A 13899-nucleotide genomic window follows, 5' to 3' on the forward strand; every position below is an offset into this window, starting at 1 on the left:
CCTCCCCCCCCCCCACCCGGCCCCCCCCCATCACCAAACCCCCCCCGGGGCGCCCCCCCCTCCCCCCCCCCCGGCCGCCCCCCCCCCCCCCCCCCCCCCCCACGCCATGCAATGAGTGTGAATCTCATGAAGCGGTTTTTGAAAATCTACCTGGACAAACCCGAGCTCGCCGGTCTCGCGCTGCTCATCATCCTGATCGTGGTTTTCCAGATCAAGTCGAACGGCATCCTGTTGTCCGTGGAGAACATCCGCGGTGTCATGGGACTTCTGCCGGAGATGGCGCTTGTTGCCATCGGCGTGACCATCCTGATGATCTGCGGCGAGTTCGATCTTTCCGTGGGGTCCGTGTTTGCGCTGATGCCGATGAGCATTGCGGTGATGTTGAACGGCGGAGTTCCCTTTCCGGTCGCTTTGCTGCTGGGGCTGGCGCTCTGCGCAATGATCGGCCTCATCAACGGCTATATCACCCTGCAGTTCGCGATACCGAGTTTCATCACGACGCTTGGCATGTTGTTCATCGCCCGCTCCCTCACCATCGTCATCTCAGGTGGTTTTCCGCCGCTTCTCCCTGACAATCTGCCGACTTGGCTGTTCACCGACTACATCTGGCAGGGTTCTATCCTGCGGATGTCCTTTGTCTGGTTCGTAGTAATTGCGGTTCTGGCCGGGGCGTTCCTGTCGCTGACCAATTTCGGCAACTGGATTCGCGCCACAGGCGGCTTCAACGAGGCAGCCGCCTCGATGGGCATTCCCGTCAAACGCGTGAAGATCATCTGCTTCATGCTGTGTTCGATGCTGGCTGGCTTTGCCGGTCTGCTGCAGGTGCTCCGCCTCGGCTCACCCTTACCTTCGATCGGCGAGGGACTGGAACTGCAGGCGGTGGCCGCCGCCGTCATCGGCGGTACGGCGCTTGCCGGCGGCATCGGCACGGTCTTTGGCGCGATCATCGGCACGCTGCTCATCCGCACGATCGACAATGGCCTGGTTCTATCGCGCGTAGACGCCAACTGGTTCAAGTTCGCGATCGGTCTGCTCACCATGTTCGCAGTCATCGCCAATGCCTGGATGGCCAAGATGTCGCGTAAGATCAAGGTGGAGGCGCACAAATGAGCACGCCGATCATTGAGTGCCGCAATCTCCAGAAATGGTATAGCGGCGTCCACGCGCTGAAGAACGTCTCCCTTACGATACACCCTGGCGAAACCGTCGGCCTGGTGGGCGACAATGGCGCCGGAAAGTCGACGCTCATCAAGATCCTTTCCGGCGTGCACCACCAGGATGCAGGCGAAATCCTGATCGAGGGTAGGGAGGTCCATTTCCGCTCGCCGAAAGACGCCATGCATCATGGGCTGGAAACGATCTACCAATACAATTCCATGGTTCCGACCATGTCCATCGCGCGTAACCTTTTCATCGGCCGCGAGCCGCTGAAATGGAACATCGGCGGTTTCGGTCTCATGGATCAGAAGCGCATGCGCGCAGAAAGCGTGCAGGCGATCGCCGATGTCGATCTGCACCTGCGTTCGCCGGATGCACTGGTCGGCGAATTGTCGGGCGGTCAGCGTCAGGGCGTGGCGATTGCGCGCGCCATGCACTTCAAGTCGAAGGTGTTGATCCTGGATGAACCGACCAATCATCTGTCGGTCAAGGAAACCAACAAAGTCATCGGCTTCGTGCGCGGTCTGAAGACCCAGGGACTGACCGGAATTTTCATCTCGCACAACATGCAACATGTGTTCCAGTCGTGCGACCGGATCGTGGCGATGGCGCGCGGGGAGATCGTCTTCGACCGGCCGACGACCGAAACCTCGATCGATGAAGTCCACGATCTTTTGTGAGCACTAAAGATGGCAACACTCGCTGGAAAAACCGCGCTTCTGACCGGGGCGTTGGGAACCTTGGGTCGCGCCCAGGCAGATGTTCTCGCAGGGGCGGGAGCAGATCTTTTCCTGCTCGATCTGCCGGGCGGGGATGGTGGCGAGGCGTTCGCGGATAAGGTCGCCGCGACACATGGTGTCCGCTCTTCCTATGTCGGTCACGATCTCAACGACCTTGCCGCGACACAGGCGTGTGCCGAAAGGCTCGCGGCAAGCTGCGGCGGTATCGATATCCTCATCAACAATGCGGCGTTGATCATCAACAAGCCGTTCGAAAAATTCTCGCTTGAGGAATATGAAGATCAGTTGCGGGTGAATTCCGCGGCTGCCTTTGCGCTTGCCCGTGCGGTGGCTCCGGCGATGAAACAAAAACACTACGGCAAGATCGTCAATTTCTGCTCGGTGACTCTGAACGGCCGCTGGGATGGCTATGTGCCTTACGTCGCCTCGAAGGGAGCCATGCTCGGCTTGACCAAGTCGCTCGCCCGAGAGCTGGGGCCGCATGGCGTGCGCGTCAATGCTGTTTCGCCCGGTGCGGTCGTTTCAGATGCCGAAAGGCGGGTTTTTGCCGATCGCCTGCAGGAATACAATGACTGGATCCTTGAGAATCAGTGTCTGAAGGAACGCATCGAGCCATCACAAGTCGCCGAGTTGGTGTTGTTCCTCGTTTCGCCGTCATCCGACCTGATCACGGGACAGAATATCCACATCGATGGCGGCTGGTGATGGCACCACTCAGCCTGTCCAACGCGACCGCCAGGATTACGATTCGGCCGGACCTGGGCGCCGGGTTGACGTCGTTCGATGTGATGCATCGCGGTGGCTGGACGCCGGTATTCCGTTCCGTCGATCCTGAAACCGAGCATCCTTTCGGCTTGTCGAACATCCTGCTGATTCCTTTCTCGGGGCGGGTCTCGGGAGGCGGCTTCGCGTTCGAGGGTGCATTTCATCCGGTCGAGCGGAACATGCAGAGCGAAAAACATCCCATCCATGGCAGCGGTTTTTCCGTTGCCTGGGCAACCGCAGAAAGGACAGACGAGGCCATCACGCTCTTCCTGGATGGAGAGGGCCCCGGTCCCTTTCGATATGACGCCACGATGACCTATAGGCTTTCGGGTGCGACGCTGGTGATGGAACTCGCCGTCACCAACAGGGCAGCATTGACCTTGCCTTATGGTCTCGGTTTCCATCCGTGGTTTGTGCGCGATCGCAATACCCATCTGACGGCTCGCGCCGAGCACGTCTGGCTTGAGCATGAGGACCATCTGCCGAAAGCGCGTGAGGCTGTGTCTGCGCATTTGGAGCTGGATTTCAACCGAAGGCGCCAATTGCCAAGATCCTGGGTTAACAACTGGTTTGCCGGCTGGGATCGCCAGGCCCGCATCGATTGGCCGGATCGAGAGCTATCGGTCGCGGTCGTGGCGAGTGAGTTGCTGAGCCAATATGTCCTGTTTTCTCCGTCGGGCGACGCTGACTTCTTTTGTTTCGAGCCGGTCTCTCATCCCGTCGATGCGTTCAATCTGCCTGAGGGGCCCGTCGACCACGGCATGGTGAAGCTGGCGCCGGGGGATGAATTGAAAGCCAGCGCCAGTTTCTCGGTTGCCAGCCAAGCTGATCCTAACGGCAATGCTGTTGTGAAAGAGCCGTGAAGTTACATCACCAGAAGCGGTGCCTTTCCAGCAACGCGGTCGTACAGGTCGATCACGTCCTGATTGAACATGCGCACGCAGCCTGCAGAGGCTGACTTTCCGATCGAACGCCACTGTGGCGATCCATGGATGCGGTAGAGCGTATCCTTGCCGTCTTTGAAAATGTAAAGCGCCCGCGCGCCCAGCGGGTTGGACACGCCAGGCTGCATGCCATTGCGCCATTTCTCCAGCTTTTGATCGCGGCGGATCATGGCCGCCGGCGGCGTCCAGGTCGGCCATTTGCGCTTCCATTGCACGATCGCACGACCTTTCCAGGCGTGCCCCTGCTTCCCCAGGCCCACGCCATAGCGCATGGCCTTGCCGTTCGGCTGCACCAGGTAGAGGAAGTTCTTCTGCGTATCGACGACGATCGACCCCGCTGGTTCTCCCGTCGGGTCGTCGACCAACTGGCGCAGGAATTTGGGATCGACTTTGCTGGTGTCGATGGCCGGCAAGCTATAGCCGCCATCGTCAACGGCCGCGTACCGCTCCGCATCCTTGCTCTGATAGGACACGGGTTCGACCGCTGCGGGTGCTGCGACTGCGGCAATGGCCGGCGTCGGTGGGAAGACAGTCGTGGTTTTCGTATTGGGCTGCACGGTCTGCGAGCAACCGGCGGCGATCATGAGCGGCAGAACCGCAATGCCCGGCAAGCATCGCCGAAGCATCGAGATGATAGTCATTTCTAGTTTGTTGCCTTTTTTGGGAATGAGATATGCGGCTAAAGCCGCGCTTTCTTCTTCATCTCAACATGACCACCATATGTCCGGCAGCAGCCGCAAAGCAGATTGTTTTGCGATGTGGTGTGCCGGCAACATCTTCCATCCTGATTGCTGATCAGAAGAAGCGACGAGCAGGGTGCGAGTAGATCAGCCTGGCTGGGTCGTCTCGGTCAGATCCCGGCGGAGAAACTCGTTCAGCCGCTCGACCGCCGGCGTCGCAGACATCGGATTGCGCATGATGCCGATCTCCAGATCGGGAAGCGGTGGCAAGCCCTCGTTTTCGCCGATGATGCGCAATGATGGCGGCACGCTCAACTGCGCCAGGCCCGCAACGGCCAGTCCGGCCTGCACGACCGCTATGAGGCCGAGCAGGCTGGCGCTGGAATAGGTGCAATGGAAGGCATGATCGATCTTGGCCAAGACCTGCAACATGTTCACCCGGGCGGCGCAGCCGGGTTCAAACAGGGCGACCGGCAATGGATCCTTTTCCCAGGCGACATGGTTTGGCGAAGCGACCCAGACGCACCGCTCCAGTCGCAGCACTTCCAGCGCCTGATCCGGCAGACGGGTGATGATCGCAAGATCCAGCCTGCCTTCTTCTATTGTTTTCACCAATGCGGTCGACTGCTCGCAGACAAGTTCCACCGTCACCAGCGGATGCGCTGCCGAAAACCGCGACAATACCGGCGGCAATAGATAGGCGGCATAGTCGTCCGGAACCCCAAGGCGAACGCTGCCCGCTTCTTCGGGGCGGGTGACGCTCGCTAAGGCTTCATCCGAGAGTTTCAATAGTCGGCGGGCATAAACCAGGAACTCTTCGCCAGTGGCGTTCGGTACGACGGCGCGTGGTGTGCGGATCAGAAGCTGCTTTCCGATCGTCTGCTCAAGCCGCTGCATCTGCATGCTGACGGCGGACTGGCTGCGCCCGACGCGGGGAGCAGCGTTGGAAAAACTGCCGCTCTCGGCGATGGCGACGAAGGTTTTCAGCAGGTCGAGGTCGAGGGGCAGGGCCATGGTGCTATCAGCATAACGAATAGTTTTCTCCAAATCTATTCGTTTGCATGAAGGAAGAGGTGGTGGCTTGCTGACCGTCCCTTCGACGCGGACGACCCCATATGACCGACACCAGCCGATTTCCTGCCCTGACCCTGGCGGTTGCGATGATGATCGCCGGCACGGTGGGCGCCTTCGTCACGGAGGCTGGGGTCGATCCCATCACCACGGTGTTCTGGCGCTGCGTTTTCGCGACGCTGTTTCTCGGCGCATGGTGCCTGCTGCGCGGCTATCTGCCGGACCCTGGCCTCTCCAGGGCACGGCTCCTGCGCGCAGCGATCTGCGGCGTATGCATGGTGCTGAGCTGGGTCGTCTTCTTTGCGGGCTTTGCCCGCACATCGATCGCCGTGATGACGATCATCTACCACATCCAGCCATTCTTCGTCGTGTTGATCGGCGTTGCGTTCCTTCAAGAGCGGGTAAACGCGGACCAGATCATCTGGATGGTTCTCGCCTTTGTCGGCGTCGTGCTGGCGAGTGGTCTCGTCGCTTCGAGCACAGCGATCACCACGACCTGGGCCGTCGGTATCCTCATGGCGCTGGGCGGCGCAGTGCTCTATGCAATCGTCACGGTGCTCGCCAAAGGCCTTGGCGAACAGCGCCCTGAGGTGACCGTGCTGTGTCAGGCCGTGGTGGGAGCGGTCATGCTGGCGCCGTTGGCCAACATCTCGGCCATCATCCCGGCTGCGTCCTGGGGTTGGTTGGCCGGCATCGGCGTGCTGCATACCGGTATCGCCTATGTGATGATGTTTTCAGCCTATCCACGTTTGTCCACCCCGGTAATCGGTGTGCTGACTTTCATCTATCCTGTGGTTGCCATCCTTATCGACTGGGCGATCTACCAGCATCCAATCGGCCTGCCACAGGCTATCGGCATGATAATGATCGCGGCCGCGACATTGGGTGTGCGTTTGGGATGGCGTTTCCCGGGACGAACGGCATCCGTCTCTCCAGCTGAATAGGTTGCAATTGCTGCCGGCTGTCACACAGCCTTCAAGCCGGAAACCTACAGAGCGGCTGCAACATCTTCCCTTGGAGCAGCCGTGGCCTACCAACGAAACGACGCCTTCGCCGAAAACTTCACCGAAATCGGCAAGAGCGCGCCGCCCCATTACCTTAATCGTCGATTCGACGCGGACGGCACGTTCCTGCTGGAACCCGGCAACACCATCGTCAGCCATGTCGTCGACGGTTCAGCGACACAGCAAGCGCTGGTGCGCGTACGCGAAGCGCTGAAGGCGCTGCCTTATGGCGACCGTTTCGCCTATACGCCTGTTTCCAGCCTGCACATGACCGTGTTTCAAGGCACGATCGAGGGACGGCGACAGCCTGCCTATTGGCCGCGGGAACTCGCTCCGCAGGCGCCGATCGACGAGACAACGGCCTTCTTCCTCAACCGCCTGAAGGCATTCCCCAAAGCATCGGAGTTTCGCATGCGGCCAGTCGAGGTCACGCCCCTCGGTGTGGTCGTGACCGGTGCAACGCTCACCGACGAACAGAAAATTCGCGCGCTGCGCGATGAATTGACCGCGCCTTTCAGCTACAGCCACCCCGATCACGACAGCTATACCTTCCACATCACGCTCGCCTATCTGAAAGCCTGGCTGCCAACGGGAGCCGAAGGCATCTATCTGCCGGCTCTGGCCGAACTGACCCAGAATCTCATGGCCGAGGTCGATGTGCTTGAACTGGATGTGCCGGCATTCTGCACGTTCAACGACATGACCGAATTCAAGCCGCAGCACTATCTTGCTTGAGTCCGGTCCTAGCGAAAACTGAAAACTAATCCTCAAGCGTGCCGGAGCGGGCGTCGTCGCTGCGCTTGCTGCCCACCAGCTTGACGAGATCGTCCCCCTTGCGCGTGATGCGATGTGAACGGCGGGTGAGGATATAGCCGTCCTGCGGCGCGAAGATCTCGACACGCCCGCCAGGTTCGCCTGGCGCATGCACGATGGTCGCCAGCCGGTCGCCCTTCTTCACCCAGTCGCCCGGCTTTGCGTCGTAAAGCAGGGCGCCGGCCTTGGGGGCAGGCACCATATCGATGTTTTCGAGCGGCGCGACGACGCCTTCGAAACGGCCGGGCTTGACCACTGTGGTGTCGGTGATGACACCGCGCGTGGCGAGCAGCCGATAAAGGCCCGCAGCATCTGCTTCGGCCGTTGCTCCATCGACGTCGACAATGCCGCGATATTCGACCGTGGTAACGACGAGATTCTCAAGTCTCGCCTTATCACTGGCGAGATACGGCTGCAGCGATGCTTCCTCGAAGGCCGAGCCGCTCTCGCCTTCCCAAAGGAGGACGGCTTCCACGCCCATCGCGGCGGCGCAGTCCTGCATTGCAGGCCACAAAACAGCGGGCACGTAGAGATAGGCGGTGCTCTCGTCGTCACAATGCAGATCAAGCACAATGTCATGGCCGACCGACAGTCTGAGCAGGCGTGCCTTCAGGCGCTGGTCGATCGTCGGCAGGTCTTCCTCTTGCGGCAGCAGTGAGACATCCGGCTTGTCGATCAGCGGAAAGTCACGGTTGAAGTTGACGCGGTTCGGCAAATGGAAACGGCCTTCCAGTTCGCCGAACAGATATTGCGCGCGACCCACCGGGTTGGCCCATGGCACGACGGTGATCGAGCCTTTGACACGTCCTTCAGCTTCTGCTTTGGCCAGCAGCGGCATCAAAGCGTCGATGGCTACCGTACCCGGCAACTCGCCGGCATGCAGTGCTGCCTGCAGATAGGCAGCGGGCGCCTTGGGATCGGTGCCCTTGAAGCGATAGACCGGAAATTCATAGGCAACACCCTCACTGTCGCCTGCCAGCCGCTCTATCGTCTTTTCCATGATGTTCTCCGCAGGAGCAATTCCAGCGATTTTGCGTCCGGAATTGCGACAAAAAGTTAGGGCGTTTCCGCGCAAAAACGGAAATGCTCCAGCGAATGCCGTTCTTGCCGTCTCGCGGGAGGCGAGTCGAGTGGTCCAGCCGCCGCGATGCTGAGCCAGCAGCGTGCCGGACGTGCAGGTCATCATCGCTCAGACGAGCGGTTTGAGCTCCTGCGCAATCGTCGGCAGCAGTTCGGCGACATTGGGATGGATATGCACGGCGCGCTGCAGCGTCTTCACCGGCGCTTTGGCGTACATCAGGTCGAGCACGCAGTGCACGGCTTCGTCGCCGCCCGGGCCGAGCACCGAACAACCAAGGATTTCGCCGGTATCCGCATCCACCAGGATTTTCATGAACCCTTGCGTCTCACCCTTTTCCACAGCGCGGCCAACCCTCGTCATCGGGCGCTGGCCAATCAAAGCGCGGCGGCCGGATTTGCGTACAGCTGCCTCCGTCATCCCGGCGCGGCCGAGCGGCGGATCGGTATAAAGCGCATAAGCTTCGATGCGATCGGTGACCTTGCGGGGATCATTGTCGAGCAAGTTGGCGGCGACGATCTCGTAGTCGTTGTAGGAGGTGTGCGTGAAAGCTCCCTTGCCGTTGCAGTCGCCCATCGCCCAGATATGAGGCACGCTGGTCTGCAACTGATCGTCGACTTCTATGAAGCCACGCTTGTCGACTGCCACGCCGGCTCTGTCGAGGCCGAGGTCATCGGTGTTGGGGACGCGGCCTAGCGCCAGAAGAACATGGGAGCCGATCACCGGTTTCTTGTCATGCGCGAACGTGACCGCGGTTTTGTCGCCCTGTCTCTCGAAGGAGATGTCCTCTGCGCCGAGATGGACGGTGACACCTTCCTTCTCGAACATGGAGAGGATCGTGCTGGAAACATCCTCATCTTCCCGGCCGATCAGGCGAGGAGCCCTCTCAATGACGGTGACTTCGGAGCCGAAACGGCGGAACATCTGCGCGAATTCCAGCGAGATGTAGCTGCCGCCGACGACCACGAGATGCTCAGGCAGGATGTCGACGTCCATGATTGAGGAGTTGGTAAGAAACGAGATATCTCGGATGCCGGGCAGCTCCGGCACAGAGGCGCGTCCGCCAACGTTGAGGAAAATCCTGTCGGCGGCGAGCAATTCCTCGCCGACTCTTACGGTGTGCGGATCTTCGAAGCGGGCGTGTCCGCGAAACAGCGTACAGCCAGGCATGGAAGCGATCCACTCTTCCAGACCCTTGCGGGCGTCGTTGGAAACCTTGTCCTTGCGCGCCTTGATCGCCTTCATGTCGACGCCGACCGGCCCGGAAAGCATCACCCCGTAGTCGGCGGCGCGCCGTGCCAGATGCGCAGCATATGCGCTGGCGACCATTGCCTTGGTTGGCATGCAGCCGGTATTGACGCAGGTGCCGCCGACCAGTTTGCGTTCGACCAGTGCCACCGACATGCCGGCGGCGCTCAGGCGACCCGCCAGCGAGGGCCCGGCCTGGCCACAGCCGATGATGATTACATCGAATTTTTTTGGCATGGCGGTCATGCGATGGCAGCCACGATCAATGCGGCACCGACAATGGCGATCACGTCCTCGACCAGAGCGGCAGGAAGGTCGCGCCCGAAAGCGGCCGATAGCCGGGCTCTAAGCTCTGCGCCGCCATAAGTGCCAATCACCGCCCCAACGATGCCGGCAATCAAACCGCCGATCACTGCGCCACCGGTCGTGCCGATCACAGCGCCGGCAAAGGCGCCACCGACGAGCCGCGCGCCGAATTGTTGCGGTACCTTGCGGCTTGGCGTGGAAGGGAGCTGGTCGGCAATCAATTCAGCCAAGGCGAGTACGGAGAAGATGGCGACGGTGATCCAATGCCCCACGAAGCTTGCCCAGGTTCCGGTCAGCGACAGCCAACCCAGATAGGTGCCCCAGGCTACCGCAGCGGGCGCCATCATGGTCCTTAGTCCCGCGATAACACCGATCAGCAACGCAAGCAGATAGAGCATCCCAGTCCCCCTCAGTGACCGATGGCAGCCAACATAAGCAACGTATCATATGACTGGCGTTTGACCATGGGCTCGGTTTGGGTGACCTCTCTTAGAGAGAAGGTTTCGGAGACCCGATATGACAAGAAGCGAACGGGAAAAGATGGAGGCCGGCGAATGGTACAATTGCGTCGATCCGGAACTTGATACCTTGCGCATCGCGGCAAGCGAAGCGGTCTTCGAGCACGGTTCCTTGCCGCCTCGGCAGCGCGGCGACATCGCACCGAAGCTGCATGCGCTTCTGGGGCAGGTTGGGGAGGGAGCACGTATCGAAGCGCCGTTTCATTGCGCCTATGGCTTCAACATCTTTCTCGGGGACGGTGTCTTCCTGAACACCTCCTGCACTATTCTCGACACCGCATCCGTGCGCATCGGCAACGCCACGATGCTTGGTCCGCATGTGCAGATCTATTGCCCGGAACATCATAAGGGCGCCGCCGAGCGCCGCGCCGGTCTGGAGATCGGCCGTCCCGTAACGATCGGCGAAAACGTCTGGATCGGCGGCGGCGCCATCATCCTTGGCGGCGTGACGATCGGCGACAACGCCATCGTCGGCGCAGGGGCTGTGGTCACCCGAGACGTCCCTGCCGGAGCCACCGTTGTCGGCAATCCGGCTCGGCCAGTTGGCTGAAACCGTTGTTCCTGCGGGTTGACAGGCAAGCCCCCTGCCGCATTACTAGCGCCGTTAATGTTCTCAGGGCGGGGTGAAAGTCCCCACCGGCGGTAAGAGCTTCGGCTCAAGCCCGCGAGCGCTTTCCGGCTTGCCGGAAAGGTCAGCAGATCCGGTGTAATTCCGGAGCCGACGGTCACAGTCCGGATGGAAGAGAACGAGCGGATGAACGGCAGTGCAAGCTGCCGCTTTTCCGTGTCGTGCGTCCTGATTCTGGTTCGAAACGGAAGGAAGGACCCATGAATCAGCAATCCCAGAAACAGTTCGAAACCCGTCGTGTCGCCGTCATTCGTGCACGTTGGCATGCCGACATCGTTGACCAATGCGTCGAGAGCTTCGTTAAGGAGGTCGAGGCGCTGGGTGGCCTTGCCGTCGACATCTTTGATGTGCCGGGCGCCTATGAAATCCCGCTGCATGCCAAGACACTAGCCGGGAACGGCCGCCATGCGGCGATCCTCGGTGTCGCCTTCGTGGTCAACGGCGGCATCTACCGTCACGAATTCGTGGCGCAGGCAGTGCTGGACGGCATGATGAACGTGCAACTCGCGACCGGTGTGCCGGTGCTCTCGGCAGTGCTGACACCGCATAATTTCCATGACGGTGCCGAGCATCACCGCTTCTTCTTCGAGCATTTCAAGGTCAAGGGCGAAGAAGCGGCTCACGCCTGTGTGGAAATCCTCAAGGCCCGAGACTTGGTCGCGGCTTGATCGTCCCTGTAACGACGCTCCTCCCGTTCGACGGGAGGAGCTTGTGAAATTCTTCAAGAGAGAACGCTCTAAGGTACCTTTCGCTCGATCGGTGCGAAGCTGCTCAGGCCAAGCCAAGCCTGCATCGCACGGGCAATGCGGTCATCACCGTCGACTTCCAGTCGGCCGGAATCGATCTCCTGGCTAAGCCGCGCTATGCCCATCCAGACCGCCGTCATGCTGCGTAGCGAGCCGGTGACCTGCAAGTCTATCTCGAATCCCGGGTCGGAATTGCACAGGTCTACGGTACCGCTATCAACCACGAGCCACCAATTCTGCCGTGTTTTAGAGACTTCGGGATACAGAAAGTGAATCGTGCAGCGCTGTGGTGGGAGAGGTTCCGGCTTCAGATTCCGGCGCATGTCCCACATCAGGAGCGAAGGGTCGAGATTTCTCAGGGTCAGCTGGCTTTCCACCCAACGGTGTCCCCATTCCCCGAGACCGAGAATGATGGGGCGCAAATGCTCGCCTGCTTCTGTCAGGCGGTATTCGGTTGCGCCCGCGCGGCCGGACAATATCTGGATGACGCCCGCGCGCTCCAGGTCCTTCAGCCGTTTCGACAGAAGCGCAGGCGACATTCTGGGCACACCTCGCCGCAAGTCGTTGAAACGGCTCGATCCCATCAGCATTTCCCGTACGACCAAGGTCGTCCAGCGCGTGCAGAGAATCTCTGACGCCATTGAAACCGGACAGAATTGGCCGTAGCCGCCGCGATCGCCCATTTCGCACCGCTCGTAGGTGCCGCTATCAATAGCACAAATCCCGGTGGCCCGCATCTACGCCACAAGGCTTAAGCCTCTCGTAGCGATTCACTTCCTGAACTGGAACACTCCGAGCAATGGCGCGATCCTCCGTTCAACAGGAGGAGAGACGATGACAAACATTGCAGAAGCTCGCTTGAGCACCGCGAGTGGTAATACGGCGCCGACGGACGTGGTGGGCGCAGCTCGTCAGCTGACATCCATTCTTGTCGAGCGGGCCGCGCGTTTCGACGAGGATGATCGTTTCGTCGCGGACAACTACGCGCTTCTGAAGGAGGCTGGCCTTGTGCAAGCCGCTGTGCCGCTCGAACTCGGCGGCGGCGGGGCAGGAATTGCCGAACTATGCGAGATGTTGCGCATCATGGCACGGTCTTGTGGCTCAACCGCGCTTGCCTTTGCCATGCACACGCACCAAGTGGCGATCCCCGCTTGGCGCTGGCGCTACCAGAATGTTGCAGCCGTCGAGCCTCTGCTGAAGCGCGTGGCGACAGAAAAGATCATTCTCCTTTCCAGCGGCGGATCCGACTGGATCGGTGGTTCCGGCAAAGCCGAGAAAGTTGAAGGCGGCTATCGCATCACCGCTCGCAAGGTCTTCACCTCCGGTGCAGCCGCTGGGGACCTGCTCATGACCGGCGCGATATTCCACGATGCGGAAGAGGGCGACAAGGTTATCCATTTTGGGGTGCCGATGCGGGCACCGGAAGTGCGGATCATGGACAATTGGCGTACGCTCGGCATGCGCGGCACCGGTTCCAACGATGTGATCATCGATGGGCTTTTCGTTCCCGATGCTGCAGTAGGCTTTTCGCGTGCTGCCGGCCACTGGCATCCGGTGTTTCAGATCATCGCCACGGTTGCCTTTCCGCTGATCTACTCAGTCTACCTCGGTATCGCAGAAAGTGCGCGGGACATTGCCATCGACATCGCCCGCAAGAAGCCAGTGAGCGAGAATGCGCTGAACCTTGCGGGCCGGATGGATACGGCCCTGCGTGGCGCTCAGATGGCGCATCGCGCCATGATCGAAGCTGCTGAACGGAATTCACCCTCAGCGGAAAGCGTCAATGAAGTGATGATCGGACGCTCGCTGGTGGCAAGCCAGGGCCTCGAAGTCACTGCGTTGGCCATGGAACTCGCAGGCGGAGCGTCCTTCTATCGCGACCGCGGGCTCGAGCGCCGCTTCCGCGACATGCAGGCCGCACGGTTTCACCCACTCCAGGCCGGGCCGCAGGCGCGTTATGCCGGAGCCATGGCGCTTGGTGTGCCGACAGGCGATATTTTTTGAGGTAGCGGGGGCGTAAGGCAGTAGGGGATTAGGGCAGTGAGCAGGTCGTTTCCAACTGCCCTATTCCCTCATTGCCCTACTGCCTTTGCCCTTAGAACAGTCCCTCGATCTGGCCCTGATCGTTGAGGAAGATCTTCTCCGACGATGGCTTGGAGGGCAGGCCGGGCATGGTCATGACCTCACCGCAGATGATGAC

17 protein-coding genes and 1 riboswitch are annotated in these 13899 nt (G+C 60.5%); of the genes, 10 read left to right on the top strand and 7 right to left on the bottom strand.

Annotation, left to right across the window (positions count from 1 at the left end):
• Positions 1-126: 126 nt before the first annotated feature.
• Genes L4923_RS29340 through L4923_RS29355 form a run of 4 tightly spaced genes read left to right on the top strand, consistent with a single transcriptional unit; the run spans position 127 to position 3526 of the window.
• Entirely contained in the window at positions 127-1110 is a 984-nt protein-coding gene (locus L4923_RS29340) for an ABC transporter permease (RefSeq protein ID WP_239370642.1), read from the top strand.
• Positions 1107-1838: an ATP-binding cassette domain-containing protein gene (locus L4923_RS29345; protein WP_239370643.1), complete on the top strand. Its 732-nt coding sequence runs from the start codon at positions 1107-1109 to the stop codon at positions 1836-1838. The genes L4923_RS29340 and L4923_RS29345 overlap by 4 nt, the downstream gene beginning before the upstream one ends.
• A gap of 9 nt (positions 1839-1847) precedes the next feature.
• Positions 1848-2603, top strand: coding sequence for an SDR family oxidoreductase (locus L4923_RS29350; RefSeq protein WP_239370644.1), 756 nt, complete (start codon positions 1848-1850; stop codon positions 2601-2603).
• On the top strand, positions 2603-3526 hold the full coding sequence (locus tag L4923_RS29355) for an aldose 1-epimerase (protein ID WP_239370645.1): 924 nt from the start codon (positions 2603-2605) through the stop codon (positions 3524-3526). Before L4923_RS29350 ends, L4923_RS29355 begins: the two co-directional genes overlap by 1 nt.
• Positions 3527-3528: 2 nt before the next feature.
• On the opposite strand, the gene L4923_RS29360 is transcribed toward L4923_RS29355, so the two are convergent.
• Positions 3529-4191, bottom strand: a complete 663-nt coding sequence (locus L4923_RS29360; RefSeq protein WP_239370646.1) for a L,D-transpeptidase — start codon at positions 4189-4191, stop codon at positions 3529-3531.
• On the opposite strand from L4923_RS29360, the gene L4923_RS29365 reads away from it, so the two are divergent.
• Positions 4190-4402 (top strand): hypothetical protein, encoded by a 213-nt coding sequence (locus tag L4923_RS29365; protein WP_239370647.1) that lies wholly within the window; start codon positions 4190-4192, stop codon positions 4400-4402. The genes L4923_RS29360 and L4923_RS29365 overlap by 2 nt on opposite strands.
• Positions 4403-4434: 32 nt before the next feature.
• On the opposite strand, the gene L4923_RS29370 is transcribed toward L4923_RS29365, so the two are convergent.
• Positions 4435-5301, bottom strand: coding sequence for a LysR substrate-binding domain-containing protein (locus L4923_RS29370; protein ID WP_239370648.1), 867 nt, complete (start codon positions 5299-5301; stop codon positions 4435-4437).
• 101 nt (positions 5302-5402) lie between these two features.
• Here L4923_RS29370 and L4923_RS29375 point away from each other — a divergent pair, with 101 nt between their 5' ends.
• On the top strand, positions 5403-6302 hold the full coding sequence (locus L4923_RS29375; RefSeq protein WP_239370649.1) for a DMT family transporter: 900 nt from the start codon (positions 5403-5405) through the stop codon (positions 6300-6302).
• Positions 6303-6383: 81 nt separating this feature from the next.
• Positions 6384-7097, top strand: coding sequence for a DUF1868 domain-containing protein (locus L4923_RS29380; RefSeq protein ID WP_239370650.1), 714 nt, complete (start codon positions 6384-6386; stop codon positions 7095-7097).
• 25 nt (positions 7098-7122) lie between these two features.
• Here L4923_RS29380 and L4923_RS29385 read toward each other — a convergent pair whose 3' ends face one another.
• The 3 genes from L4923_RS29385 to L4923_RS29395 all read right to left on the bottom strand — a co-directional run bounded on the left by L4923_RS29385 (position 7123) and on the right by L4923_RS29395 (position 10205).
• Positions 7123-8175, bottom strand: coding sequence for a M14 family metallopeptidase (locus tag L4923_RS29385; protein WP_239370651.1), 1053 nt, complete (start codon positions 8173-8175; stop codon positions 7123-7125).
• Between the two features lie 189 nt (positions 8176-8364).
• Entirely contained in the window at positions 8365-9747 is a 1383-nt protein-coding gene (locus L4923_RS29390; RefSeq protein ID WP_239370652.1) for an FAD-containing oxidoreductase, read from the bottom strand.
• Positions 9744-10205, bottom strand: a complete 462-nt coding sequence (locus L4923_RS29395; RefSeq protein WP_239370653.1) for a DUF4126 domain-containing protein — start codon at positions 10203-10205, stop codon at positions 9744-9746. Before L4923_RS29395 ends, L4923_RS29390 begins: the two co-directional genes overlap by 4 nt.
• A 118-nt stretch (positions 10206-10323) precedes the next feature.
• Here L4923_RS29395 and L4923_RS29400 point away from each other — a divergent pair, with 118 nt between their 5' ends.
• Complete coding sequence (locus L4923_RS29400) at positions 10324-10875, top strand: sugar O-acetyltransferase (protein ID WP_239370654.1); 552 nt, start codon at positions 10324-10326, stop codon at positions 10873-10875.
• Between the two features lie 55 nt (positions 10876-10930).
• Positions 10931-11077: riboswitch (FMN riboswitch) on the top strand.
• A gap of 76 nt (positions 11078-11153) precedes the next feature.
• Complete coding sequence (locus tag L4923_RS29405; protein WP_239370655.1) at positions 11154-11621, top strand: 6,7-dimethyl-8-ribityllumazine synthase; 468 nt, start codon at positions 11154-11156, stop codon at positions 11619-11621.
• Between the two features lie 68 nt (positions 11622-11689).
• Here L4923_RS29405 and L4923_RS29410 read toward each other — a convergent pair whose 3' ends face one another.
• Positions 11690-12382: a winged helix-turn-helix transcriptional regulator gene (locus L4923_RS29410; RefSeq protein ID WP_239370656.1), complete on the bottom strand. Its 693-nt coding sequence runs from the start codon at positions 12380-12382 to the stop codon at positions 11690-11692.
• Positions 12383-12533: 151 nt separating this feature from the next.
• Here L4923_RS29410 and L4923_RS29415 point away from each other — a divergent pair, with 151 nt between their 5' ends.
• Positions 12534-13703, top strand: coding sequence for an acyl-CoA dehydrogenase family protein (locus L4923_RS29415; protein ID WP_239370657.1), 1170 nt, complete (start codon positions 12534-12536; stop codon positions 13701-13703).
• Positions 13704-13794: 91 nt separating this feature from the next.
• Here L4923_RS29415 and L4923_RS29420 read toward each other — a convergent pair.
• A partial coding sequence (locus L4923_RS29420) for a formate--tetrahydrofolate ligase (RefSeq protein WP_239369989.1) occupies positions 13795-13899 on the bottom strand: 105 nt, incomplete at its 5' end.

Origin of the sequence: Terribium retamae (assembly GCF_022347545.1) — a bacterium.
GTDB lineage: Bacteria > Pseudomonadota > Alphaproteobacteria > Rhizobiales > Rhizobiaceae > Mesorhizobium > Mesorhizobium retamae.